Genomic DNA, 26,281 nt, shown 5'->3' with positions numbered 1-26,281 from the left:
AAAGGCTGAATAATGAAAACAACACTCCTCTCTACCCTCATTGCATCTGGGATCGCGCTGGCCACCTTAACGGGTGCCGCGCAGGCTAAAGGCCGTCTGGTGGTGTATTGCAGCGCCACCAACGAAATGTGTGAAGTCGAAACGAAAGCCTTTGGCGAAAAGTACGACGTCAAAACTTCGTTTATCCGCAACGGCTCCGGCAGCACGCTGGCGAAAGTCGATGCGGAGAAGAAAAACCCGCAGGCTGACGTCTGGTATGGCGGCACGCTAGACCCGCAATCGCAGGCCGGAGAAATGGGGCTGTTGCAGCCGTACAAATCGAAAAATCTTGAGCAGATCATGGAGAAATTCCGCGATCCGGCCAAAGTGAAAGGCAACCTCTCTTCCGCTGTCTACGTCGGCATTCTGGGCTTTGGTGTGAACACTCAGCGCCTGAAAGAGAAAAATCTGCCGGTCCCCAAATGCTGGAAAGATCTGACCAAGCCGGAATACAAAGGCGAGATCCAGATAGCCGATCCGCAAAGCTCCGGTACGGCGTATACCGCACTGGCGACTTTCGTGCAGCTGTGGGGCGAAGATCAGGCGTTCGATTACCTGAAACAGCTGAACAGCAACGTGTCGCAGTACACCAAATCCGGTATCGCCCCGGCGCGTAACGCCGCGCGCGGTGAAACCGCCATCGGGATTGGCTTCCTGCACGATTACTCGCTGGAAAAAGAACAAGGCGCACCGCTGGAGCTGATTTCGCCGTGCGAAGGCACCGGGTATGAAATCGGTGGCGTCAGCATTCTGAAAGGCGCGCGTAACGAAGAAAACGCGAAGCTGTTTGTGGATTGGGTGCTGTCGAAAGAGGCGCAGGAGCTGGCGTGGAAGAAAGGCAAATCCTACCAAATCCTGACCAACACCACGGCGGAAACCTCCCCGAACTCGCTGAAGCTCGACGACCTGAAATTGATCAGTTACGACATGGATAAATACGGCTCAACGGACGTGCGCAAGGCACTGATCAACAAATGGGTCAGCGACGTGAAGATGGGTAAATAAGCCCGCAAACCGTAGTTATACCCAAAATAATTCGCGTTGCAGGCAGGCGGCAAACAAGCAAATATCCAGGAGCTGACTCAAGTCAGTGACTGGGGTGCGTGAGAGCAGCCAACGCTTCTGCAACTCAAGTATGACGGGTATATCGCCCGGCGGATTTTCCCGTCGGGCCTCCAACACTCGGAAAACGTATGTCACACACATTAGCTCTCCATCCCGCCAAGAAACGGGATGCGGTATTCCTTTGGGTTTTGCTTGGCTGGCTGGCGTTTGCCCTGCTGCCAAGCTGGAGCCTGGATTACGGCCTGCTGGAGTCGACGCGCGACGAGATCCTCGACGCCTACAGCTGGTCACATTTCAACGTTAGCTGGCTGTGGTATTTACTGCCGAGCCTGCTGCTGGTGCGTCCGTTTAGTGAAGCGAAACGCGAGCAGATTAGCCGTCATTATATTGATGCGGGATGGGCGCTGCTGTGCATGGCGTTTATCGTCATCAGCGCCACGGTCGAAGGACGCGGGTTAGGCTACGCGTCGATCGTGCTGTTCGTCGCACTTGGGGCGATCATGACGCTGGCGCTCACGCGACTCGAGTGGCTGGGCGGCGACCGCTTTGTGATTGCCTCCCTGATAACCATCGTGGCGCTGATCGGCATCTTTATCGTCTGGCCGAGCATCGCCATTTTCATTCCGATGTTCACCACCGATACGGGCGAATTTGCGCCGCTGGCCTTTATGACGGTGCTGTCGCAGGCGCATATCGTTCAGGTCATTATCAACTCGATTGTGCTGTCGATTGCCGTCGGTATCGGCTGTACGTTCTTTGGGTTGGTGCTGGCAATCTACACCACCCGCATCGCCAGACGCAGCGCCATTATTGGGCGTATCTTCTCGATTCTGCCGATCGTCACCCCGCCGTTCGTGGTGGGGCTGGGCGTGACGCTGATGATGGGCCGCTCCGGCTACATTACCGAGCTGATGGTGGACTGGTTTGGCCTGACCAACACTAACTGGCTGTATGGGTTTACCGGTATCTGGCTGGCGCAGGTGCTGGCCTTTACGCCGATGGCGTTCATGATCCTCGACGGAGCCATCAAGACGATTCATCCGTCGCTGGAAGAGGCGTCGTATACCCTGCGCGCCAGCCGCTGGCAGACCTTTAACGGCGTGTTTGTGCCGTTGCTGAAACCCGCGCTGGCAAACGCCTTCCTGATTGTTATCGTGCAGTCGCTGGCCGACTTCAGTAACCCGCTGGTGCTGGGCGGCAACTTCGACGTACTCGCCACGCAAATCTACTTCTACATCACCGGGTCGCAGTTGGATTATCAGGCGGCCAGTACGCTCGGCGCGTTCCTGCTGGTCTTCTCGCTGCTGGTGTTCTGCATTCAGTACATGTGGATCGGCAAGCGGTCTTACGTAACCGTATCCGGCAAATCCTACCGTGGCGACGTGCAGCCGCTGCCGGTGACGCTGGTCTGGGCCGTGGTGGCGCTGTTAACCGTCTGGATCGCGTTTAACGCCCTGCTTTACGGCAGCATTTTCTACGGCAGCTTTACGGTGAACTGGGGCGTGGATTACACCCTGACGCTGGATAACTTTATCAAGCTGTTCGGCCAGGGCATGAGCGACGGCGCGTGGCCTTCACTGCTTGATACGCTGCTGTACGCCGGGATCGCCGCACCGATCACCGCGGGCTTTGGTCTGTTGATCGCCTGGGTGGTCGTGCGCCAGCAGTTCCGTGGCAAAAAGACTATCGAGTTCACCACCATGCTGTGCTTTGCCGTGCCAGGCACCGTGGCGGGCGTGTCGTACATTCTGGCCTTTAACAGCGCGCCGGTTTACCTCACGGGAACGGCTGCGATTGTGATTATCTCAATGGTGATGCGTAACGTGCCGGTGGGCATTCGCGCCGGGATCGCGGGGCTCGGGCAGATCGATAAATCGCTGGATGAAGCGTCGCTCAGCCTGCGCGCCGGGAGCTTCCGGACCATCACGCATATCCTGCTGCCGCTGCTGCGCCCGGCAATTTTGTCGGCGCTGATTTACAGCTTTGTGCGCGCCATTACCACCGTTAGCGCCATTGTGTTCCTCGTCACGCCGGATACCCGCGTGGCAACAGCCTACATTCTGAACCGCGTGGAAGACGGCGAATACGGCGTGGCGATTGCCTACGGCTCGATCCTGATTGTGGTCATGCTGGCGATCATTTTCCTCTTTGACTGGCTGATCGGTGAATCTCGTACCTCCCGTTCAAAAGCCAAAAACCAGGCGTAACACTATGACTCAAAAACATTTCGTTGAATTGCGCAATGTCACCAAGCGCTTTGGCAACAACACCGTTATCGAGAATATCAATCTTGCGATTCCGCAGGGGCAGATGGTGACGCTGCTCGGCCCGTCGGGCTGTGGCAAAACCACGGTGCTGCGTCTGGTCGCGGGGCTTGAAAAACCCACCGAGGGGCAGATTTTAATCGACGGCGAAGACGTCACGCATCGTTCCATTCAGCAGCGTGATATCTGCATGGTGTTCCAGTCTTACGCCCTGTTCCCGCACATGTCGCTGGGCGAGAACGTGGGCTACGGCCTGAAAATGCTTGGCGTATCGCGCAGTGAAATGAAAACCCGCGTCAAAGAAGCGCTGGCGATGGTGGATCTTGACGGCTTTGAAGACCGCTACGTCGACCAGATCTCTGGCGGACAGCAGCAGCGCGTGGCGCTGGCGCGTGCGCTGATCCTCAAACCGAAAGTGCTGCTGTTCGATGAGCCGCTGAGTAACCTCGACGCCAACCTGAGGCGCAGCATGCGCGACAAAATTCGCGAGCTACAAAAGCAGTTCAACATCACGTCGCTGTACGTGACCCACGATCAGAGCGAGGCGTTTGCGGTGTCCGACACCGTGCTGGTGATGAACAAAGGCAATATTATGCAGATTGGCTCGCCGCAGGATCTGTATCGCCAGCCCGCATCGCGCTTTATGGCGAGCTTTATGGGCGACGCCAACCTGTTCCCGGCACGCTTTAGCGAGGATTTTGTCGAGATCCACGGCTACCGTCTGCCGCGCCCACTGCATTTTGCCCGCGAGGGAGCGGGATCGGTCGGTGTGCGCCCGGAAGCGATCACCCTGAGCGAGCACGGCGAAGAGAGCCAGCGCTGCGTGATTCGCCATGTGGCGTATATGGGACCGCAATATGAGGTGATTGTGAACTGGCACGGCCAGGAGATTTTGTTGCAGGTGAACGCCACGCGCCTACAGCCGAACGAAGGCGATAATTATTACCTCGAAATCCACCCCTACGGAATGTTTGTGCTGGCGGATGCCGCCTAGGTAAAAACAAAACGGCAACGTCCGTTGCCGCATTTAGTGTCTACCCTCTCCCATTGGGAGAGGGTCAGGGTGAGGGCATCAGGCTCGCACTCATCCGCGCTGCGCGTTCAGCTCCGCAATATCTTTCGGCGTGGTGCGACAGCATCCGCCAATCAGCTTTGCCCCTGACGCCAGCCACTTCGGTAGATACCCCGACAGCGTTTCGCAGGCTTCGCCGTGGTGGTGCCAGGTTTTGCTCACTGCGTCATAGTGCTCGCCGGAGTTGGGATAGACCACCAGCGGCAGCGCAGTCAGGCTGTGCAGATGCGCAAGCGCTGCAGGGGTGTTTTCCAGCGCGATACAGTTGATGCCCAGCGCGACAACGTGCGGATAATCCGCCAGGGCGGCAACAACGTCACGCAGCGGCGTGCCATCGCTGAGGTGCTCGCTGTCACGCAGGGTAAACGAGAACCACGCCCGAGCACGGGGATATTCACTCAGCAACGCCGCCAGGGCTTTGATCTCGGCAAAAGACGGCAGCGTTTCGCAGGCCAGTAAGTCAGCTCCCGCATCCAGCAGCGCTTCTACGCGCGGGCGGTGAAATTCGGTAAATTCTTGTGCACTGCGCACGTAATCCCCGCGATACTCAGACCCGTCCGCCAGATACGCGCCGTAAGGCCCGACGGAACCGGCGACCAGCAGCGTGCCCGCGTGCGCGTTTTCAGCCAGATACGCTTCGCGAGCTTTACGCGCCAGTTCGACGCTTTTACCTATTAGCGCACGCGACTGCGCCTCATCCAGACCGCGTGCGGCAAAGCCCGCCGGCGTGGCCTGATAGCTGGCGGTGATTGCCACCTGTGCACCCGCGCGGAAATAGTCCAGGTGCACGTCACGGATCAGCTCCGGGTTTTCGACCAGCACTTTTGCCGACCATAAGCTATCAGCCAGGTTACACCCGCGCGCTTCAAGCTCCGTCGCCATTGCGCCGTCCAGCACGATAAACGGCTGTTTCTCAAGGAGGGCGGTAAGCGGATTATTCAGCGACATGTTCAGGCTCCTGCTTTTTAAGATTTTGGGTGAGGTAATACGCACCATAACACAGGGCGACAAACGGAATTCCGCAGTAAAGCGCAATGCGCTGGCTCGGATCAAAGGCCAGACCGACACAGGCCACCACGCACAGGACAAATCCCAATACCGGCACCAGCGGATACCACGGGGCACGATACTGTAAATCCGCCAGCGGTTTACCCGCATGGAGGTGACGGCGGCGGAACATAAAGTGCGAGGCGCAGATGCTTATCCATACCGCCACCACCGCAAATCCCGAAATCGCCGACAGCGCGACAAACACCGTATCCGGGGCGATCACGCTTGAGAACAGCGCCAATACGCCGCCCAGCATCGACACCGAGATCGCCGTCAGCGGAACGCCGTTTTTATTCACGCGGGCAAAGCAGCGCGGCAGCGTTTTCTCATTCGAGAGCGACCACAGCATGCGGCCCGACGCATACAGCCCTGAGTTCGCTGCCGACAGAATGGCCGTCAGGATCACGAAGTTAAAAATGTCGGCTGCATAGGGGATGCCGACTTTCTCGAACACCAGCACGAACGGGCTTTTCTCCACGCCGGCCTGCTGCATCGGGATCAGCGCCGCCAGTACAAAAACGGTGCCAATGAAGAACAGGATCAGGCGCGCAATCGTGGTGCGGATCGCCACCGGGATGACTTTATGCGGATTCTCCGTTTCACCCGCAGCGATACCAATCAGCTCGGTACCGGAGAACGCGAAGTTCACCGCCACCATGGTCATCAGAATCGGCAGGCCGCCGTGGGGGAACCAGCCTTCGGCGGTGATATTGGATAAGCCCGGTGCGGGTGAACCGTCCTGCATCGGGATAAAGCCGAAGATCGCTGCTCCGCCCAGGATAATAAAGGCGATGATGGTGATGACTTTCACCAGCGAGAACCAGAATTCGCCTTCGGCGAAGAAACGCGTCGAGATGACATTGAGGGCAAAAATCACCGCGCAGAACACCACGCACCACACCCAAACGGGCACCTGCGGGAACCAGTACTGCATGCAGAATCCGGCGGCGGTAAAGCTTGAGCCGAGCGCTACGGTCCAGGTGAGCCAGTAAAGCCACGCGACGGTATAGCCCGTTGCTGGCCCCAGATAGCGCGTGGCGTAAACATGAAATGCCCCGGTTTCCGGCATCGCGACGGAAAGCTCGCCCAGACACTGCATCACCAGCCAGACCACCAGCGCGCCGATCAGATACGCCAGAAGCGTGCCCGCCGCACCGGTCGTGGAAATGATGTAACCCGTATTAAAGAATAGCCCTGTGCCAATCACGCCACCCAGCGACAACATAATCAGGTGACGCGTTTTCATGGTGCGCTTTAGCTGCCCATTGTCGTGTTCTGTTTGCATATTACCTTCTAAACGTATGGACATCTAAACATCCAAAGAAGGTTTTGTTATACCGCGATTGTTAACAAAAAGCTAGCCGCGCACCAAACGTAGACGCGCACGGCGGGCGCTGAGTCGGGGTTGGTTTGTCATGATCACGTAGAGAATTGGTCGCCAGGCCATAAGCACCTCCGTAAGCCGATACTGAGAGCATGGCGCGGACGGAGGGCATTTTCGGTCAGTCAAAAGTGGGAACCCATTGCGCTGTCTCATACAGAAAGGTGTGATTGCCCCTGCGTCGTCGGGATTTACGCGTGCAAGGCGTCCGATAACAGCGTGGAGGAGGTAACTCAAACAGTGTGATCCTGACGACAAAATTGGTAAATCCGCCAAAGGGTTCTATAGTCGACGGTGATTCTACGTTACCAGGACTGGCTCATGCGCTTTAAAGGACTTACCAAAGGTTTCTTCATTCTGATTCTCGTCATCGTTTCGCTGGCTTTCTTTGACATACTGGCCCCCTACTTTTCGGCCGTTTTCTGGGCGTCGATACTGGCCGTCATCTTCCATCCGGTGAAGAACAAAGTGCGCAGTCTACTGGGGGAACGTAACGGGCTGGCATCGCTACTGACGCTGGGCATTATCTGTCTGATCGTGTTTACACCGCTGATCGTGATTCTCTCGTCGCTCGCCATCGAGCTGAACGTGGTTTACACCAAGCTCCAGCATACGGATTCCCAATTCCCGGAAGTGGTGGCAAGCCTGTTTACACACCTGCCGGACTGGGCACGGAATTTCCTTGTCGATCACAATTTGGATAATGCCACGCAAATCCAGCAAAAACTCTCTGATGCGGCCTTAAAAGGCGGACAGTATCTGGCGGGCAGCGCCTTCTTGATCGGCAAGGGCACGTTCGGCTTTGCGATTAGCTTCGGCATCATGATTTATTTGCTGTTTTTCCTGCTCAAAGACGGGCCATATCTGGTGCGTCAGATTCTTGATTCCCTGCCGCTGTCCGATTTTGTTAAGCAGCATCTGTTCGCGAAATTTGCCGCCGTCTCCCGCGCGACGGTTAAAGGCACGGTGGTTGTGGCGCTCGTGCAGGGTATTTTGGGCGGTATCGCCTTTTATATCGCCGGTATCGACGGCAGTATTTTGTGGGGCGCGCTGATGGCGTTCCTGTCGTTAATTCCGGCCGTCGGCTCGGCGATTATCTGGGTACCCGCCGCTATCTTCCTGTTTGCCACGCAACAGCTGTGGCAAGGGTTCTTCATTGTCGGCTTCTTTGTCATCATCGTGGGGCTGGTGGATAACATCCTGCGCCCGCTGCTGGTCGGCAAAGACACCAAAATGCCGGACTATCTGATCCTGATCTCGACACTGGGCGGGATGGAAATTTACGGCATTAACGGCTTTGTGATTGGCCCGCTGATCGCCGCCCTGTTTATTGCCTGCTGGAATCTGCTTTCCGGACGCGACCATGCCGGCAATTCGGACGAAATCGACGAAACCTTTATCGAAGAAGGCAAAAACCCTCCAGATTTGTGAAAGCGTGACGATATTTAACAGACCAGGCGGCCAAATGGCCGCTTTTTTTACACGCAAAATCATGCGTTTCCTATAATTTCAAAATAGCTATCCCACAAATGGCCTAGAAGGATCCTACAGGTGCGTATTGCGACCATAACGAACTGGGCCTACGGTGCCACGGTGTGTCTGACAATCGTGTCAGGCGTGGTGATGCTGATGGCGTCAAACGCGGATAATGTTGAGCGGCAGGCGGTAGAACAGCGGCAGGTTTTTGACCAGCTCACTGAAGAGGTTGACGTCGAGATCTGGTCGCTTTCGGATCTGGCGCGGCTGTACGTGATCAAACAAGACCCGGACCTGCTGGCGGAATATCAGCAAAAAGAGCAGTCATTGAAGGCCGTTGAGCATCGTCTGGCAAAACTGAAAGACAATGGCGCGACGGATGATGAACTGGCGCTTTTGCATGAAGGATTCCGGGTTGTCGATGAACTGCAGGATGAACAGCAAACCGCGTTAGCTCAGGTGGCTCGCGGTGAACAGTCGCAAGCCCTCGCGCTACTTTACGGCAAACCTTACGAACAAGAGCTGGAGCGGGCGCAAGATCAAATCGACCATTTCCGCCTGATGCTCGATCGTCGTGCGCAGGACGCCGTCCAGCAAGCGACCAACACGTCACGCCTGTTACGCTCGTTATCTGAGGTGATGGTGGGTGTGACTGCCCTGCTGTTCCTGTTTGTGCTGGGTTTCATCTTAAAACGCCGCGTGCTGCGACCGGTGGTGCGTCTGAGCGACGTGGTGAATCGCCTGGCCTCCCAGGATTATGCGGTTGAAACGCCCAACTTTAACCAGATCGACGAAATTGGTGACATGGCGCAGGCGATCCGCATTTTTCGTGAGAATGGACTGGTGCGACAGCGTCTGGAAAAAGAGCGCGACGCCGACTGGGCGATCCGCGAGCTGCTGGCGCGCATGACGCAGCGTTTGCAGGGCTGCGAAAACTTCGAGGATGTGATTAACGTCGCACAGCTTTTTGCCCCCAATATCGCGCCGGGAATAGCCGGCCGGCTCTATATTTTCGACCGCGATCCGTGGCAGATGCGCTGCGTCGCGCAATGGCTTTCGCCCGAGGGAAAACAGGACCCGTTCCACCCCGACGAATGCTGGGCTGTACGTCGCGGTCAGAGCCATCCTCCGGTTAACGGCGAGCCGGATATCGCCTGCTACCATCTGCCGGACACCTGCGCAAATCACTCGCTTTGCGTACCGTTGATCGCCCAGGGAGAAGCGATTGGTTTACTCTCTTTCCAGAACATCACGCCGGAAACGGCGCCTTCTCGCGCTTATCTGGAACTGATGGCCGAAGCGCTTGGCCTCGCGTTAGCGAACCAACGTCTGCGCGATGCCCTGCTCGAAAAAGCGCTCTATGATCCGTTAACCGGCCTGCGCAATCGTCACCATCTGGAAGACACGTTGCGTACCCAAATGAGCCAGGCGACGCGCAATGCAGAACCGGTGAGCTGCCTGATGATCGACATTGATCACTTTAAAAATATTAACGACAGGTTCGGTCACGAGGCGGGCGATCAGGTGATCAAAAACGTCGCGGCCATCGTCCAACGCGCCGTTCACGACCATGGCGTGGCGTTCCGTTACGGCGGCGAGGAGTTTCTGGTGCTGCTGACGGGCGTTGATGAAGAGGCGGCTCACGCCTGCGCAACCGAGATTTTTAATGGCGTTCACACCCTCTCGATGCGCTATGGGCTGTCTGAAATCGGTCCCGTGGACGTGTCGATTGGCATCGCCAGCTACCCGGAGCACGTCCAGAGCGACAACCTGCTGCGTGCGGCCGACGTCGCGCTGTATCGTGCGAAAGAGCTGGGCCGTTCGCGGATTGTGAGTTTCGGGATGCTGGAGCCGGGTTAATTTTAAATTTGCCATTCAGTGAAGAGCACATTAATTAACTGTTATTTTGCTCCCGCCACTGTTTGACCCTGTCATCCGTAACTTCATTTTTATAGCAGAGTGGCGCGTAGCCTCCGGCCTTGCTCCATGCGCTGCGCCTGCCACAGGCACTACCATTCCTCGCACGATTGAATGGGCAAGCACACACGCCGGGATATGAGGCGATGGATTCGGCAATAACCTTATCTTTAATCTCTGAGTCTGAAACTGAATGACTCTTGGCCATGACGCTACCCATATTAAATACCCAGCATGCAGCCAAAATCACCGGTAACAATGATTTTATTTTCATTGAATTTGCTCACTAAGGGAGGGAATACAGCTTCACAGTAGAGTGAATAAGAGCAAAAAGTCATGATGTAAGACAATAAGCGCACTGACAAATGATTACGGGATAAGCGCCTGACAAAGCCAGACCGAATGCCCGCCGCAATCGGGATCTTCAAATATCACGTCAATCACTGCAAAACCATTTTCCGCCAGCCGTTGTCGGTATTCGTCCGGCGACAGGCTGGCGTGATACAGCGGTTCGCCTTCAAATTCCCCCATCGCGATACCGTGATGTGTGCCGCTGGTGAACATCAGCACGCTGTCAGGATGGCTGTGACGCGCAAAAACGGGGAACATCTGGCGCTGATCTTCAGGAGTCAGGTGGAAAAAACTGTCCCAGGCGATCAGCCCGTCAAAGGTTTTATTCAGCGCTAGCTGACGCATATCCAGATTCAACCAACGCTGTTCTGGAAACTGCTGCTGTGCGCGAGCCAGCATCGCGGAAGCGCCGTCGATACCCGTGATTTGATAATTTTGCTGAATGAAATAGTCAGCAATGGGCCGACCATTGCCGCAGCCGATGTCCAGAATCGTCCCGCGCGTCCCAAGCAAATCGATAAATTTATCGAGCCAGGCTTTTTCCATTAAATGGCGGGAACGCAGGCGCGCAAAGGCATCAGCGTGCGTGTCGTAAAGGTTAAGAATGTGTTTAGCGGCGGATTCTGACATGTCCTGCTCTTACGGTTGGGTTGTAGGGTGTCGCGTTTGTTCATCACCCGCAGGGTGATCATTACTGAACATATCACGCCCATAAAAAAACCGGCGCATTTCGCGCCGGTCTGTTTAAAGCTCAGTCACTGCCCGTCAGGCAGTTTTCACCGGTTTCTCTTCCGTTTTTACCTGTGCGTTTTCCAGCATACGACGCACCGGAACGATCAGCACCAACAGTACTGCGGCACAAATCAACAGCGCAATGGAACAGCGCGCGAAGAGATTTGGCAGCATATCCAGCTGATCGGCTTTGACGTGCCCGCCAATCAAACCAGCCGCCAGGTTGCCCAGCGCGCTGGCGCAGAACCACAGCCCCATCATCTGGCCGCGCATTCTTTCCGGCGCCAGCAGCGTCATGGTCGCCAGACCAATCGGACTCAAACAAAGTTCGCCAAGTGTCAGCATCAGAATGCTGCCCACCAGCCACATCGGCGATACGCCTGCCCCGCCGCTGTTCAACACATTTTGTGCCGCCAGCATCATCACGCCAAAGCCCGCCGCCGCACACAAAATGCCGATCACAAACTTGGTGATGCTGCTCGGACGCACGTGGTTACGCGCCAGCATCGGCCATGCCCAGCTAAAGATCGGTGCCAGAATAATGATAAACAGCGCATTGATTGACTGGAACCACACTGCCGGGATTTCAAAATCACCGATCATGCGGTTGGTGTAGTCATTGGCAAACAGGTTGAATGATGTTGGTTTTTGCTCAAATGCAGACCAGAAGAACGCCGCGGAAACCAGCAGAATGAAACAAACCAGCAGCCTGGCGCGCTCTTTACGATTCAGGCCGGCAAAGAGGAACAACCAGATAAAATAGAGCGCGACCGAGGCAGCAATCACGTAGACAAGCACGCTGGCGACCGCGACAGGATTAATCACAATCACACCCTGCGCAATCAGCGTCACAATAATCGCCACGCCGACCGCCAGAGCCAGCAGCCAGGCGCCTACGCCATTTTTCTTCGCCACCGGATTGTTCCAGGTGGAATCCAGGCCGACTTCACTGTCGTAGCGTTTCATTGATGGCACGGCAAACAGGCGGAAAATCACCAGCGCCACCAGCATCCCGATACCACCGATGCCGAACCCCCAGTGCCAGCCGTGCGTTTTAATCAGCCAGCCGGAGATCAACGGGGCGATAAACGATCCCATGTTGATGCCCATATAAAACAGCGAGAAGCCGCCGTCGCGACGGGCATCGCCTTTTTTATACAGCGTCCCCACCATGACCGAGATACAGGTTTTGAACAAGCCGGAGCCGAGGACGATGAACATCAGGCCGATAAAGAACAGGTTGTTGCCCATAAAGGCCGACAGCGCGATCGACAAATGCCCAAGTGCAATCAGAATGGAGCCGTACCAGACCGCACGCTGCTGGCCAAGCCAGTTATCCGCCAGCCAGCCGCCAGGGAGCGCAGCGAGATACATACTGCCGGCAAAGATCCCAACGATGGCCGATGCGTTTTCACGCGCGAGCCCCATACCACCGTCATAGACGGTCGCCGCCATGAACAGGATCAGTAACGGACGAATGCCGTAAAACGAGAACCGCTCCCACATTTCGGTAAAGAAGAGCGAGCCGAGCGGATAAGGATGGCCGAAGAAAGTTCGGCTTTCGTTCTTATTAACAGAGGATTGCATAATGCTCCTGAAAAGGTGTGTCAGTGTGTTTGCTGCGCTGACATGCACGCCGACCAGTCATCTATCTGGGCGATTTTTTACATGTAGCGATATTTTAATTAACCATATGATAACCAGACGTTGGTTTTGTCTAGTACAAAAGTTAGAACTTTAAGGTGAAAACTCGATAGATGTCTAGTTTTGTAGATTTTTTGTTTGATGAAAAGAGGAACTGATTGACACCGACTGCAAAAAAAAGCGGCAGAGTATTAGGCATTTATGTCTCGCACTCGTGTGCTTATGCGAGCGAGAAGAGGATAAAAAGGTTGTCATCATGAACACGGTCTTCGCCTGAGCGAACCTTGTCGAAGACCGTAGGCACGAAGCCACCGGTTATCCAAAAGCCTTGTTCAACGCCTCGGCAAGCGCAGAAGGATTCTCCCAGGACATTGAGTGTCCAGCCTGGGGCACTATGGCTACAGGAACGTCGTTATGGCTAACATGTTGAAAATCATCGTCCGGCAAGGATTGTTCGCCAAAAATCAGCGCGCGTGAACAGGACAGGCTAAGAAAGGTCTCCATCCACGAGGGTGAAGTCCCCTCAATCAGGCTTTTGGCTCCACGCCACATTGCCCAAGGCGCAGCATTTTGGGCCGAACCTTTCCATGGGGAGGTGTGGTTCGCCAGTATCCGATCGTAATCGTGAGAGACAAACTCAGCTTCCGGTTTCTCTACGATGATTCGGCTATATTCGCCGCCGCCAGCATGAAAGTTAGGTTCCGAAACCACCAGTTTACCGACCCGCTCACGCAACCGTGCCGCGACTTCAATCGCGATGCTGCCCCCCATGCTGTGACCATAAATGTTGCATTGCGGGAGCATCAATGCGTTGATCACCTCGATAACCACGCCTGCCTGATGAGCAATGCTGTAATCAAAGTCATGAGGCTTGTCGCTGAAGCCGTATCCAGGAAGGTCAATCAGTATGGCGCGTCGCCCGCCAAATGCCGGATCTGCCACAATGCGTGGGTATTCATAAGAAGAAGCACACCCGAGCCCGTGAATAAACACAACAGGAATACCCTTCCCTGGCAAATCATGCCAACGAACGTTGGCACCGGCTGTTTCCGAAAACACACTCTGCATACTGTGTCCCTTTATAAGTTGTGATTTTGAGATCTCAAAATGAGGAGGTCATTTTCCGGCGAATGAGGTAAAGCCAAAACCGTATACGCAGCTAAAAGATATACCATCAGTGTAAATACAATCAAAGCGACCCCTAAATGTTGCGCAAACGTTGTTCGGTCACTCATGATTTGATAAAGCTCACGCGCCTAACAATATAATCGACCACCGTTAACTGAATCGTTTTGCATTCCGCCGGGAAGCTCCAGACGTTACCGCGCACGTTGTGCCAGCAGTTATCAAGTAAAATACTCTTCGCGTCTTGCCAGTGCGCCCCCAAAACATAATCAGCCGCGAATCCCGATGCGTTGGTGTTCTCCATTGAAGGCATGGGCTTCGCACTCATCGCCCTGCGCGCCTCCTGGAGCGCTGACTTACGGTCATGTTCCTTCGCTGCAATCTGATTTTTGGTAAAGCCATTCTGCTCGGCGGTCTTGTGGATGTCGCAGCCGTCAAGCTGACTCATTTCGGTACAGCCTGATTTTTCTAATTGCATGCGGTAACGGGCAGAAATTGAAGAGGCATTAAAAGCAGGAACAGCGAAGAGAACAGCAACAGCGCTTTCGCCGTCGGTGTTCCCCACTCCAGCGCCGACATTTAAGGTCTGGCTTTGCAGCACTTGGGCTGGTCGCGATTGCAGCGACGCCAGCGATACCCGCAGAGGCGCGCTTGCGGTTGTTCTCAACGTCGCTTTTGAGTTTTTGCAGAGATACTTACAGTCACTCGGAGCCTTTCCTTAGGCTACACGATACTTGAGCCGCCAGTATTTGCCGCCATTAGGTTTAATCAGGAGATACAAACCACCACCATCAGCCAGCTTGTAAGGCTTATCTTTAGGTTTGGCGGCGTCCACCTGCCGGGCGTTTAGTTTCACTTGGGTGTACCTCCTCTAGACCGAACAGCAAATACCCCCAAACGACCGTAGATTTCAGGGAACTTTAGTAGACGTAGAAATACTAAAAGGGGCTGCAAGTCGCAGAGTATGAGGGGTTTCAGTGAACTTTAGTAGACTTGGGGAGACGTTAGAATGGTGCCGATAATAGGAACAAAAAAACACTTCCAACTATCTATTTATATTAGTGTTTTTTATTATAACAGAAGAAAATGCCCCCATAAGTGCCCCCTAGTACTTTTCACATGTAAGCCCTCACTGCCACTATACTTCGAGCATACAGTGGCAGTAAGTTTTTAAGTTATTTTTTTTGGGGATCAATGATATAGTTTGCTAAATCATTAAAACCTTTATCGTCGTGAGTTATCTTAGGACGCATATGATTTTTAACCACATCTCTGATTTCATTAGATTTTTTCTTAGAAAGATATATCAGTAAATTGTTTACAGTTGCAGCTTTAGTAGCACCAATCAAACTAACTTGATCGAGCTTTGCCATCAAATCTTTAAGATCACTAAAATTTTTGAAAATTGCACCAGACCGCAGATTTAATTTTAGCTGCTGAAGTAACTCATACTTTTCTGGCTCCTGTACTCGAAGGTTTTTTAAAATAAACTCGAAGCTTTTTGGTTTTAAATTCGACGAGCTGCTACTTTTAACGGCTATAGACACATTAGATGCACCCAATTTATTCGAAAAGAATGAATCAAAGGATAGCCTTTGTACTTCTCTAAGTACATTGCTAAACTCTGAGCTAGTTAAGCTTTCCTTTATAGCCAGCATATGCAATAGCGCGATTTTTTCTTTCTTACTTATCATAATCCAATCCCATCCAGGAACTCTTCTGCAATCAAGTGGAACTCATCTTTCACATATTCTCTTGCATTTTTAGTTCTAAAAATCGGGCTACCATCTCGAGACCCCGTTGGATAAGAGTCTGAATGATAGGCTTGATTACTTAAAACTGGCCAGTTGAAATCATTAGCTAGCTTTTTAACATTTCGTATCGACTCCAGATGTTCAGCAGTAGTCCCTGTTCTTTTAGAATCATTAAAGACAATACCTGCCATATCTAAGCTTTGGTGAGCGTTTCTCTGTTTAAATTCACTCATTGACCGTGCCAACAATGGAAGACCTATTGTTGCCAGAAACTCAGGTTTTACAGGAACAAAAATATAACGGCTAGATAAATAGGCTGCTGTGGTGAGAATTGATTCAGTAGGGGCACAATCAATAAGTATTAGATCATATCTATCTGCAATTTTTGCAATGAATTGAGGAAGAAGATTGGCTTTTTCTGTAGGATTTTTCAACGTCCATGCAAGTTCTAATCGAGAGGCCACCAAATGAATACAACTTTCATCTTGCCAGTCTTTAAATTCGTGGATCATATCATCTGGATTTATTATAACAGGCGATCCAGTCAGCCTATCGGGTGCAGAATATTGTTCAAATATATCTACAACTGTTTTGTTTTGTTTATTCAAAAAATCAAGATACTTTTCCGCGCCCATCAAATACTGACTTAAATTTGCTTGAGGATCTAAGTCAATAACTAAAACTTTAAGATTACGTATCCATGCAGAATACCAAGCAAGATTAAAAGTTAGTGTGGTTTTTCCTACCCCACCCTTCATGTTAATCATAGAAACAACTGTAGCCATTTAAAAAACCTCTTAAGATTAAATTAATATATGATATTTTGGGTCTGACTTTGTTGATTTTTCAATAATAATCACTTCTCCCTTTTCTCTTGTCAATAACATTTGCACGTTTTATTGACCTCTGACCTATCTTAATAAAAGCTCTATTTCAAACACTCAATGACTTTTTTTGACTCTCCTAAGTGCTCAAAAAAATAATCTTGTTGCGGACAAAAACGGCACTACACCGCACCCGCCTGCGGTTTTCAGATCATAAAAATTTTTCAGTTTGTTTTTTTACAAATGATAGCGCCAAGCCGCACCAATTCTGGGGATGGACTGAGAGACAGCTACTGAAAACGATGAAAAGAATTTCAGTTTTTTTCATTTTTGAGGTACTCAGATTTTAGCGAAATCAACATAACCCATTGATAATAAATGGATAATAAATTTTAGGTGAGACTTTTCAGGACTAAGGGCGAGAACATAAAATTATAATGCGTTGAATTATATGTTTTTTATTCTTTAAGCGATTGAAATTTTATGAATCGAATCCGGGAACGTTAATGCCATTCCCGTCGATTCGTTTACCGGCTCTCGTTAGCCTCCAGCAAAAGTTCTAAAGCTCTTTGTCGCTCGTCAGGTGGTAAAGAATCCATCAGCTCTTTAACCCTTCCCTGGCCGTTTAAAGCGCTGGGGCTAATGGTGTGAGAAAAACAGATATTCATTACGAACGTATGCCCACACTCAACATTTGAACAGTAACAGTATACATCTGACAATTTAGGGTGTTTCCGGTTTGTCTTTCTCACCTTTGCCGCAGACATACACTCTGGGCAGTTAATTTTCAGCACTCGCATCGCTGTTCCTCTTTTGCCAGCCAGAATAAGGGATTTGAATCCCTACCTCTTGTTCTGAACGTGTAACACTGGTAACACGTGTAACATCGTTGATTTAATTGAATTTAATCTGTTACCAGTGAGCTAAATAAAGAGGTAACGAGTGGTAACACACTGATTTTTGTTACCTCTGTTACCTCTGGCTATTTCTGACTGGTAACAGTGGCAAGCCTCGTCGTTACTGCCTGTTACCTCTGTTACCAGTGTTACCTCATAAAAATAAGACTCACGCGATTACTATTCGGGATCGGCGCTACCCAGTACTTGCGTATTAAACTGGTACACACGCTTAAGCCCTATTTCTGGTAGGCGAATGCTGTTTTGCGTTCTCCCGTCCTCCCCGGCTTTCAGCCAGCCCGCCTCAACACACAATCTGGCCACCTTTCGCGAATCGAACCCTTTACAAATTTCTTTCCAGCCAGATGGCAATACGTAGAAGGTCACTGTGGAATCTGTCACGTTGTCGCCCTTGTCCACTTTCCTGAACCCCATCATCGACAGTGGGCGGTTCTTGTCGTCGTGCCAGTCAGCAAAGCGGCTGAACTGGTTACGTGTCATATAATCCCTAACCTGCTCCAGTGCGGTTTTATCCTCCTGGTTCGCGGTGTGCCCACGATCAGCCATCCATGAGGCCAGACAACACTCAGCAGCCCTGAACGCCTCACCTTCAGGCCATCCGGTTATCCCAGCTTGTGTGGCCAGTTCTCCTGCCATCGCAACCAGCGCAAAACGGGTAACGGCGCGCCCAACCTGATTTCCTGCATCCGCAGGGGTCAACCTGCGGGTGTAGTCCTTCAGCAGCGCTTTCGCCTGGCTGGTCAGTTCCGGTAGATCAGCTGTCAGACAATGCAGCCAGTCGCGGAAGGGTGAGCCATGATGATGAATAACGGCATGTTCAAGATGCTCCGCCAGCGCTTTACCGCCACTAAAGCCGTGCAGCTCTTCAAATACACCATGCTTGCCCGAGTCACTTGGGATCTGGATCATGCGTACTTCAACCCCAGCGTAGGTTCGCTCTCCTGCATTGGCGGCGTGCTCGACCAGTGACAGCTCCCCCGTGGAAAGAAACAACAGATTCCAGCGGTTTGTTTCACGTACCGAACCATCAGTTCGGGCGCGGGCTTTGCCCTGGCCGTTCGCAAGCATGTAGGCAATATTTCCCGCCTCTCTGCCGTCCACTTCGCGGATTTCATCAAGCATCAGTGTGGCATCATTGCGGCGGCTGGCCGTTCCTTCCAGCGCGTTTCCGGTAGCACGCCATGTGTGCCAGAAATCCGTACCACCGCACACCGAAGCTGCCACTTTCATGGTCGTGGTTTTACCGTCTGTAGATTCACCTTTAAGGTGATAACCGCCGCCACCTATGCCAACCAGCTTCAAAAGCGGCGCGGCGAATGCCAGGCTTACGGCAAAGGCCAGTCGGGCATTATTGACGCAATAGCGGCCTATATTTTCCCGCCATTCTTTCGTGGTGCCAGTAACACGAAAATCACGCCCCTGAACGGTGGACGTCTGGAGAATGACAGACTGTGACTCTCTGCCGATCACTTCATCCTGAAGAACATAAACGCCGCCATGCCAGCCTGTTTTATTTACACAGGTTACTTTTCTGTCGGGCTTGCACAGGGAGATGTATTCCATCAGGTGCGCTCTGGCCATCCCGTTGATATTGATATAAGAAAGCCCATTAACCAGCAGTATGCGCCGCAGCTCCTCTCCGCTGCCGCCCAGCATTTCCATCGGCATTGCCCATTTTCGGCTCATGCCGTTGGTGTCCTCCCATTCCAGCAAGCGGCCATAGTTGCTGCCGTCCGCATCGCTGGTGATGGCAGTCACACGCAGCGGACTGCAAATCTTGATATTGCGGATCTCAGTGTCACCATCGGATTTGTTCACCAGCTTGTCGTACCACAAATATTCTTTAGTGAGCCTGAATCCCTGTGGCAATCTGGTTTGCCCTTTTCCGTGCAATGTCATTTCCTCCCGGAAGGCTTCACGCGCCCTTTCCTTCCCGGTTTCCTGACGATAATCATCCCAGTCTGCTTTATGACGTACCGGAGGAAGCGTTACCCAGCCATCTACGGCTTTCGCCGCTTTTTCAGCCCATACCCGGCCAGTGTTCTCTTTCCCGTCAACAAGATCATTATCTCCAGCCAGGATAATCCGGGTGTCCGGCCATCGAATGCGGATTTGCTCCGCAACCTTTACCAAATTTGTGGCCGCAATGGCAGCAACGATCCAACCGTCAGCCAGGAGGCTGACCGTCAACGCAGTGGCATACCCTTCAGTGATAATGACCTGTTCTGGAGCATCAGACGGAACATCAGCCACAGCAATAAAAGCACCTGACAGCTGACTGCCGGGTAACAGACTTTTATCACCGTCTGAGTTAATAAGCTGACCGCCTGTAACATTCCCGACGATGTCAGTTAAAGGCAGTAGCAGCGAACCGGCAGGAAAAGACATCCCCGCCAGATTGATGGTGGCAGTAAGAAGTGGTAAAGCGTAACCCTGTAACCCCTTCGCAGTCAGATAGACTGATTCACCGTTTTGAGACAGCTTTTTAAGTTTCTGATAGCGGTCTTCCCCGGCTTCTTTTACCTCCGCCTTTTTCCTGGCTGGCATAGCGGGTTTATCCTGTACTTCAGGCAATGCCAGAACCTCAGAGACCATCCCCGCGACCTCCTTCACTGTGCGCCCAGTCACTAGGCGGACTAAATCAAGGCCATCACCATTGCCGCACTGATTGCAGAACCATGTACCGCGCCCCTCTTTGTCATCAAGACGGAAGCGATCTTTTCCGCCGCAGGCCGGACAGGCACCGTGGCGTCGAGCGGAAGGAACATTGATCCCTAACGCGGTAAGGATGTGTGGCCAGCGCCCGTTTGCCGCACCCGAAACCGCAGATATAGATTGAACTTTCATAGTAGTACCTCCCCGACTCCCGCAGTGGTAATGCTGAAACCAGGAGGTAATTCGCCATCAGGCGCACCGAAAACGATATCCCGGTACACTTCGCGCAGCTCAGAAACACCAAATGCGGAAAGGCGAATATTTTCAGCCATGTAGCCGGGTGACAGCATTCGCTCCAGAACGTCACATGCCAGGCGATGACCTTCTTCCTGGCCAAATTCGTTAATCCAGGGCGCTTCAATATGATAAAGAATATTCATAGCCACACGATTAGGAGTTAGTTCGATGCGCTCGCCATCCTCGATATACACAGCTTCCCCATTAATCCGCAGCATCAAGGAGATATAGGCATCAGCAATGCAGGAACGCAGAAATGCCGCCCGAAATTCTGGTGAGTTAACCCCGATATTAGCGTGCATCGCTTTCTCCTTTCATTGTGCTGGTTTCTCTCACCACTCCTTCAAGCTGTTCTGCAATGCAAGCAATGACAGCTGCGGCACCTTCAGCAGAAATCGTTTTCGATCCGCTCATCGCGGGCATAGAAAGAATGTCAGCAAGAAACTCGCTGGCCAAGGCAGCTCGTAAAAGACGGCTCTCGCCTGCTTCAGTCAAGGTGCAACCGAGGTTCGCGATCGGTAAGTGGCTCATGCGTTCACCTTCCCGAAATTGTTCATCGGAATACGTGCCGCGAAGCTCAGTACGAAATCAGCAACGAGTTCAAGACGTGCAGCACGCTCGCAGGTTGCAACAGTCCGCACAGCGAATGGACGCGCGGCATAATCAGCACGGCGAACAGCGAGAAATACAAAGGTAAATTGTGGGTGAGAAAAAGCAGGGATCGTAGCCATGTTGGCAGTCTCCGTTAGATAGCGGGTAACGCTACCACCGGAGTTCCTACGCTCATGGGTGGTAGCCCAAACGGGGGTAGGAATACCGGCTCTAACGGATACCGGCCAGCCCGAAAGCTGCCCCGCCTGGACTACCATAATTCTGACAATGTGGCGCAAAAAAAGACAAGTTATGATTAATCGCCACACCATTAAATAAAGGTGAGTCAAAGCTACGACACAAAAAAACACGCCTGGCGCGTGTTGTGTCGCCGTTAGATTACTCGGGTTCCTACGCCCGGTTGCCGATTTTGCGGCAACGCTGCGAATATAGCCCGAGCAATTAGCATGGTGCAAGAATTTTATAACCGAATTATGTTTGTTGAACATATAGATAAACCCTGGCATTCTTAAACCTCAGACCGAAGTTTCGGTTTTTCATAATCCTGTTGCTGTGCATAAGACCCGCTTTTAGCGGGTCTTTTTGTTTCTAAAGTCTCAGTCAGAAAAAGTCACTGCACTCTCATCAACAGCCGCATAAAGCTCCGGTTCGCCCAGCGCATACCCTTCATTACGAAGATAAGAATTCACGTATTCACATTTCTCATCATCAAACTCAGCCCGAAACGAGCGAGTACGGGACTGGGTGTAAATGTGCAAATTATCCAGCGTAGTTACCGCAAGACGTTTGCCCGGCATAAAGGGCGGAACAAAAGCAAAGCGGCCAGCTACGGAACTGATTCCCATTTGTGCAGCATCTACATCTGCCGGGCGATCTGCCGTGTTAAAAAGCTTAAGGCGCTGTTTAGCAGCTAGCTCAGCACCAACCAGAACCACCAGGCGCGGATCTTCACGATAAGGTTCGGCAATCAGCTCTGTAATGAGGTGGTTAGCAAGCAGGTCAAGATTCTTCCATTCCCCGGTATCTCCGAGGGTAATAGGGGTGCTTAAAACCTGTTGACCATCCTGATAGTCTTTTGCCAGCGCATGCCACCCGATGTTTACGTCTTCACCTTTTTTATTCATCTCTGGATCAGTCGTATCGGCAATCGACTCACCATTAAAACCAACCCGCAGCATATCCAGCGCATAAGCCTGGCTAAAAAAGGTAGAGATCGTTTTATCGAATTCGCCCTGAACACTTGTATTATAAATATGTGACATATCTAAATAGCTAATTCGTGCACAAGTGTCCGTTTCGGATAAAAAAAACTCAGTACCATTTACCGCTAACATCTTACTGAATCTGCCACCATGAACTCGGCCTGTATGCAATTCGCTGGCTCCAATATTTATGGCATTACCTGAAACAGCATTAACATCGCGCAACGTAATATTATTAATTAACCAACCAGACTCAAGAATTGAGTTTCGCAATAAATTTTCAGTCGGCTTGCTCAATGCAAAGCGTCTGCTGGAACCATCCTGATAATTTGAACCAGATACGAATTTGCTGTGATAACGGCGTGCAGCGTCCGGCCTTTCGGCTTTGAATGCGTACATAATTTTCCTTTATATTATTTAAGAAAAGATTTTTTTCTTGTAGTCGGATAACTGATTAAATTTTACAGCATGCTCGGCATACTCCTGATCGCTTACTACGGAGCGTAAAATTGCATTCTCAGCACGATAATACTCCCGGTAAGCCATAGTTCGACTAACTCCGCCCCTATCCAGTTCATAACGGTCATTTGGAAGTGTGCAGCACTTAAGAATGTGATCAACTGCTTTATCCAATGCACACAGAGCAGCCATGATAAATCTCACATCCCGAACTAAAACCGCATCGTTTAAAATATTAATAAACTCGGTTGGAGAAGTTAACTGTCTGGAAAACGAGTTCTGATATTTTTTACTGATGTTCTTACCAATATGTTCAGCCTCTCCAAGTAACATACCTCCGAATCCTCTGAAGATACTTACGCGCGATTGCTGCTCTTTCAGCCTCAAATTTGCTGAATGGTATTGTCGTTCATAAGCATCACGCACCCCTTTCACGGCATTTTTGTTTTTTATTTCAGAAACTGTTCTGGAGTTAACATTCATTCCTGCATTTTTTAATGCGTACTCGGCAGAAGTAACATCTCTTTGTCTGAAGGATAACTCTTCTTCCTCACGGTGACATAGCATCTCAAATCGGCTCATCAAGAGATTGATCTCTTCTGCAACTGCCTCTGTATCGGAGATTGTTAGCCCTGTTAAAGAACGTAATTTTTCTCCTTTATGACGCAATTTACTTAACATGAAAATCTCAATGATTCTTATGATGCACGCAGAATCACCATATTCATCTTTGAAGATACTGATCTTATAATTATCTAATATAGAAACGTTTTCGTTTTTAAGTGAAGGGTAAAATGAAGTCATACTAATCCTCGATTTAAGAAAGACATTTAGTTAGATGTGTGACTATCTCGCCAAGCATAATAATCCCCTGCACGCCAACGTGACATACGTCCTAATTTAATAGGCTTAGGGAACTTGCCGAGAGATATCAATTTATAGATCCACTTATCAGTGAATAAGCAATCAGATGTGATATATTTCATATCAATTAGTGAATCAGCATTAGGGCGAGTTTCAGTGAACGCCATGATTGTTCCTCTCAATTCATCAATCCGTATCAATGGAGAGGATTAAAGCACTTGGTTCGGATGTAAAAAAGGCGAGTAAGTAAAAAAAACTTACCCACCGAAAATGTTAAGCATTTGTGAAAACTGGCTTTTTGAAAATACCCGCAATCAGTTTACTAATTACTGCGAAAGACAAGGGGGGTTCTTTATTATCAGGCCAAAATTCTTCAGCTCGGGTAAAGATAAGCTCTGTAAGTGCTGTAGCGTTGTCTTTTTTGACATTAGAATTTTCTTTATATAGATAAATGGCCACACACAAAACTTGATTTCTTTTTGATGCATGTCGCTCTTGTTGAGCAATTGAAAGCGATTTGTATACTTCGGAAGTAGGTGAATCATTGTTAATGATGTTATAAAGTTTTCGAACATATTCGCTTTCTAAATATCCATTATGTTCTAAAAAAAAGCCATCCGAATTTTTCCAGTCCATCTGGAGGAATTTTACATAATTTGAAAACACCTGTCCCGCAGGAATTAGGAGAGAGGGGTATTCTGGAAACTGACCACTATAAAATATAAAGTCCTTCTGGACTTTTGGCGGGTAATTAAAATACCCTTTGATACGTACTATAACTAAATTCTTGTCATTTTTAACTTCATATAACTTTATGAGGCTATATTGACTAATATAACTATACCCTTCATCATCCTTATCCAATGAATCAATATGATTAATAAACTCACTTATATTTCTAACTCGATGTTTTGAGAAGTTACCCTCCCTGCCAACATACGCTGAGAATAAAAAATCATTCTCCCCAGCCAGATAAAAGATATCTTCCTCTTCACAACTCAGTATCTTAGCAACTTCTACTACTTGATAATGTGTGCGAAATAGTTTCAAAGGAGAATATTTATTTGCCATTGTGATTCATTCCCCCAATAAAATCCGCATACCACTGCATCATTTCCCTACGCCCTTCAATATATTGAGCATGGTTATAAATTCCACGAATTGAATTTTTATCCAAATGAGCAAGCTGGGTTTCAATCCAGGCGCTATTAAAACCTTTCTCGTGTAGAATCGTACTCATCGTATGCCTGAAACCATGGCCTGTTACTCGTCCTGTATACCCAATACGTTTAAACACCTGATTAATACTGGCTTCACTCATAAACTTACTAGGATCGTTGCGTCCAGGAAACATGAGCGGATAGTTGCCTGTCAACTCATGCAATCGTTGGAGGTGAGCTAATGCTTGTTTTGACAATGGTACAATATGAGTCCTACGCATTTTCATGCGCTCTTTAGGGATTTCCCACACTGCGTTATCAAAATCTACCTCACACCATTCCGCTGCTCGTAGCTCTCCAGTTCTTAGACCTGTCAGGATGAGCAAATGTGCCCCCAGTAATACAATCGGGCTTCCTGAATAAGCGTTAAGGGTAGTAAAGAACTCGGGCAGCTCGTTGGCCTTGAGGAATGGATAGTGAACTGCTTCGTGGCCTTGCATAGCGCTGGCAAGATCTGGTGCCGGATTGTAGATCGCCCGACCCGTTACGATGGCATAGCGGAATACTTCACCGCATCGTTGACGAACTTTCTTCGCCTTTTCCATGGCTCCTCTGGCTTCTATCAACCTCAGAACTTCAAGCAGCTCAAGGGGCTTGATATCGGCAATAGGACGATGGCCAATATGCGGGAAAATGTCTTTCTCGAATGCCTCGATGATATCTGAAGCGTAGCCATCGGACCATTTGGGAGACTTCATCTTGTGCCACTCTAGCGCCACATCTCTGAATGGGTTAAGTATCTCGACCACAGCGGTTAAAGCCTGCTTTTTTGCTTTCTTCGCTTCGCCAGGGTCTTCACCGGCTGCGAGTAGTTTCTTTGCGTCTTCGCGTTTTTGCCGGGCATCAGCCAGAGAAACTATTGGATAGACACCAAAAGATAAGCGCTTCTCTTTGCCAGCAAAACGGTACTTCATACGCCAGTATCGCGAGCCATTGGGTTCAACTTGAAGATACAGACCACCGCCATCAGATAGCTTGTAGCTTTTCTCTTTTCCTTTCGCGGCTTCAACCTTGCGGGCATTCAGCATCATTGGGGGCACATTTCCTAAACCGAACAGAACATGCCCCTAATTGTGCCCCCAAAGGCATGTTGATTTCAATAGATAGAGGTTGACGTCAAATGACTGAAAAGATGGAAATGGCCATGTTTTTAAAGGGTTTTATTGATGTGAATTGACTTGAGAAAACTAGGGGATGGTGCCGATAATAGGAGTCGAACCTACGACCTTCGCATTACGAATGCGCTGCTCTACCAACTGAGCTATATCGGCCCTGAAAGGCCGGCTACGAATGTAACCACGGGGCAAAAGGTTAAAACTAACGGGGCGATGCGTCAATGGCCTTATGAATCAAGTGCCTGT

23 protein-coding genes, 1 tRNA gene and 1 pseudogene are annotated in these 26,281 nt (G+C 50.7%); 5 read left to right on the top strand and 20 right to left on the bottom strand.

The window, feature by feature from the left end; all coding sequences use genetic code 11:
* Positions 1–12 precede the first annotated feature (12 nt).
* From AC0LWE_RS14455 to fbpC, 3 genes are all read left to right on the top strand, one after another.
* Positions 13–1,044 carry an ABC transporter substrate-binding protein gene (locus AC0LWE_RS14455; protein WP_148400274.1) on the top strand — a complete coding sequence of 344 codons (1,032 nt, stop codon included), beginning with the start codon at positions 13–15 and terminating at the stop codon, positions 1,042–1,044.
* A 188-nt stretch (positions 1,045–1,232) separates the two neighbouring features.
* On the top strand, positions 1,233–3,311 hold the full coding sequence (locus AC0LWE_RS14450) for an ABC transporter permease (protein ID WP_059177839.1): 2,079 nt from the start codon (positions 1,233–1,235) through the stop codon (positions 3,309–3,311).
* Between the two features lie 4 nt (positions 3,312–3,315).
* The gene (gene fbpC, locus AC0LWE_RS14445) at positions 3,316–4,362 is read left to right on the top strand and encodes a ferric ABC transporter ATP-binding protein (protein ID WP_131486673.1); all 1,047 of its coding nucleotides are present in this window, start codon (positions 3,316–3,318) and stop codon (positions 4,360–4,362) included.
* Positions 4,363–4,452: 90 nt separating this feature from the next.
* Here fbpC and mmuM read toward each other — a convergent pair whose 3' ends face one another.
* Together mmuM and mmuP are read right to left on the bottom strand one after the other, a co-directional pair.
* On the bottom strand, positions 4,453–5,388 hold the full coding sequence (gene mmuM, locus AC0LWE_RS14440; RefSeq protein ID WP_202667311.1) for a homocysteine S-methyltransferase: 936 nt from the start codon (positions 5,386–5,388) through the stop codon (positions 4,453–4,455).
* Positions 5,375–6,775 carry an S-methylmethionine permease gene (gene mmuP / locus AC0LWE_RS14435; RefSeq protein ID WP_219347717.1) on the bottom strand — a complete coding sequence of 467 codons (1,401 nt, stop codon included), beginning with the start codon at positions 6,773–6,775 and terminating at the stop codon, positions 5,375–5,377. Before mmuP ends, mmuM begins: the two co-directional genes overlap by 14 nt.
* Before the next feature lie 417 nt (positions 6,776–7,192).
* On the opposite strand from mmuP, the gene AC0LWE_RS14430 reads away from it, so the two are divergent.
* The gene (locus AC0LWE_RS14430) at positions 7,193–8,302 is read left to right on the top strand and encodes an AI-2E family transporter (protein WP_219346975.1); all 1,110 of its coding nucleotides are present in this window, start codon (positions 7,193–7,195) and stop codon (positions 8,300–8,302) included.
* A 120-nt stretch (positions 8,303–8,422) separates the two neighbouring features.
* Positions 8,423–10,207, top strand: a complete 1,785-nt coding sequence (locus AC0LWE_RS14425; protein WP_202667313.1) for a diguanylate cyclase — start codon at positions 8,423–8,425, stop codon at positions 10,205–10,207.
* A gap of 34 nt (positions 10,208–10,241) precedes the next feature.
* Here AC0LWE_RS14425 and AC0LWE_RS14420 read toward each other — a convergent pair whose 3' ends face one another.
* From AC0LWE_RS14420 to AC0LWE_RS14335, 18 genes and pseudogenes are all read right to left on the bottom strand, one after another.
* Positions 10,242–10,538, bottom strand: a complete 297-nt coding sequence (locus AC0LWE_RS14420) for a hypothetical protein (RefSeq protein ID WP_202667314.1) — start codon at positions 10,536–10,538, stop codon at positions 10,242–10,244.
* Between the two features lie 95 nt (positions 10,539–10,633).
* The gene (locus AC0LWE_RS14415) at positions 10,634–11,245 is read right to left on the bottom strand and encodes a class I SAM-dependent DNA methyltransferase (protein ID WP_202667315.1); all 612 of its coding nucleotides are present in this window, start codon (positions 11,243–11,245) and stop codon (positions 10,634–10,636) included.
* 135 nt (positions 11,246–11,380) lie between these two features.
* On the bottom strand, positions 11,381–12,934 hold the full coding sequence (locus tag AC0LWE_RS14410) for a peptide MFS transporter (RefSeq protein ID WP_202667316.1): 1,554 nt from the start codon (positions 12,932–12,934) through the stop codon (positions 11,381–11,383).
* 372 nt (positions 12,935–13,306) lie between these two features.
* Positions 13,307–14,059 carry an alpha/beta fold hydrolase gene (locus AC0LWE_RS14405; protein ID WP_174342459.1) on the bottom strand — a complete coding sequence of 251 codons (753 nt, stop codon included), beginning with the start codon at positions 14,057–14,059 and terminating at the stop codon, positions 13,307–13,309.
* 163 nt (positions 14,060–14,222) lie between these two features.
* Positions 14,223–14,717 carry a hypothetical protein gene (locus AC0LWE_RS14400; protein WP_219346976.1) on the bottom strand — a complete coding sequence of 165 codons (495 nt, stop codon included), beginning with the start codon at positions 14,715–14,717 and terminating at the stop codon, positions 14,223–14,225.
* Between the two features lie 120 nt (positions 14,718–14,837).
* Positions 14,838–14,972, bottom strand: a pseudogene (locus tag AC0LWE_RS14395) (Arm DNA-binding domain-containing protein); the annotation flags it as partial.
* Between the two features lie 319 nt (positions 14,973–15,291).
* A complete protein-coding gene (locus AC0LWE_RS14390; protein WP_474265721.1) occupies positions 15,292–15,810 on the bottom strand; it encodes a hypothetical protein in 519 nt (172 codons plus the stop codon).
* Positions 15,807–16,655, bottom strand: coding sequence for a ParA family protein (locus AC0LWE_RS14385; protein WP_474265718.1), 849 nt, complete (start codon positions 16,653–16,655; stop codon positions 15,807–15,809). The genes AC0LWE_RS14390 and AC0LWE_RS14385 overlap by 4 nt, the downstream gene beginning before the upstream one ends.
* A 566-nt stretch (positions 16,656–17,221) precedes the next feature.
* Positions 17,222–17,494: an Ogr/Delta-like zinc finger protein gene (locus AC0LWE_RS14380; RefSeq protein WP_421532772.1), complete on the bottom strand. Its 273-nt coding sequence runs from the start codon at positions 17,492–17,494 to the stop codon at positions 17,222–17,224.
* Positions 17,495–17,770: 276 nt separating this feature from the next.
* Positions 17,771–20,458, bottom strand: a complete 2,688-nt coding sequence (locus tag AC0LWE_RS14375) for a DUF927 domain-containing protein (RefSeq protein WP_474265716.1) — start codon at positions 20,456–20,458, stop codon at positions 17,771–17,773.
* Positions 20,455–20,865 (bottom strand): hypothetical protein, encoded by a 411-nt coding sequence (locus AC0LWE_RS14370; protein WP_474265714.1) that lies wholly within the window; start codon positions 20,863–20,865, stop codon positions 20,455–20,457. Before AC0LWE_RS14370 ends, AC0LWE_RS14375 begins: the two co-directional genes overlap by 4 nt.
* Complete coding sequence (locus tag AC0LWE_RS14365) at positions 20,855–21,094, bottom strand: hypothetical protein (RefSeq protein ID WP_449576850.1); 240 nt, start codon at positions 21,092–21,094, stop codon at positions 20,855–20,857. Before AC0LWE_RS14365 ends, AC0LWE_RS14370 begins: the two co-directional genes overlap by 11 nt.
* The gene (locus tag AC0LWE_RS14360) at positions 21,091–21,681 is read right to left on the bottom strand and encodes a host cell division inhibitor Icd-like protein (RefSeq protein ID WP_449576851.1); all 591 of its coding nucleotides are present in this window, start codon (positions 21,679–21,681) and stop codon (positions 21,091–21,093) included. Before AC0LWE_RS14360 ends, AC0LWE_RS14365 begins: the two co-directional genes overlap by 4 nt.
* Before the next feature lie 90 nt (positions 21,682–21,771).
* Positions 21,772–22,776, bottom strand: coding sequence for a P2 family phage major capsid protein (locus AC0LWE_RS14355; protein WP_449576852.1), 1,005 nt, complete (start codon positions 22,774–22,776; stop codon positions 21,772–21,774).
* 18 nt (positions 22,777–22,794) lie between these two features.
* Positions 22,795–23,640 carry a hypothetical protein gene (locus tag AC0LWE_RS14350; protein ID WP_474265711.1) on the bottom strand — a complete coding sequence of 282 codons (846 nt, stop codon included), beginning with the start codon at positions 23,638–23,640 and terminating at the stop codon, positions 22,795–22,797.
* Between the two features lie 333 nt (positions 23,641–23,973).
* Complete coding sequence (locus AC0LWE_RS14345; RefSeq protein WP_474265709.1) at positions 23,974–24,771, bottom strand: hypothetical protein; 798 nt, start codon at positions 24,769–24,771, stop codon at positions 23,974–23,976.
* A complete protein-coding gene (locus AC0LWE_RS14340; protein WP_474265707.1) occupies positions 24,761–25,951 on the bottom strand; it encodes a tyrosine-type recombinase/integrase in 1,191 nt (396 codons plus the stop codon). Before AC0LWE_RS14340 ends, AC0LWE_RS14345 begins: the two co-directional genes overlap by 11 nt.
* Positions 25,952–26,115: 164 nt before the next feature.
* A tRNA-Thr gene (locus tag AC0LWE_RS14335) sits at positions 26,116–26,191 on the bottom strand.
* Between the last annotated feature and the right edge of the window lie 90 nt (positions 26,192–26,281).

Source organism: Lelliottia sp. RD5 (assembly GCF_056032945.1).
Note: the sequence above shows the minus strand (reverse complement) of the source record. Positions and strands in the feature narration are given on the sequence as shown.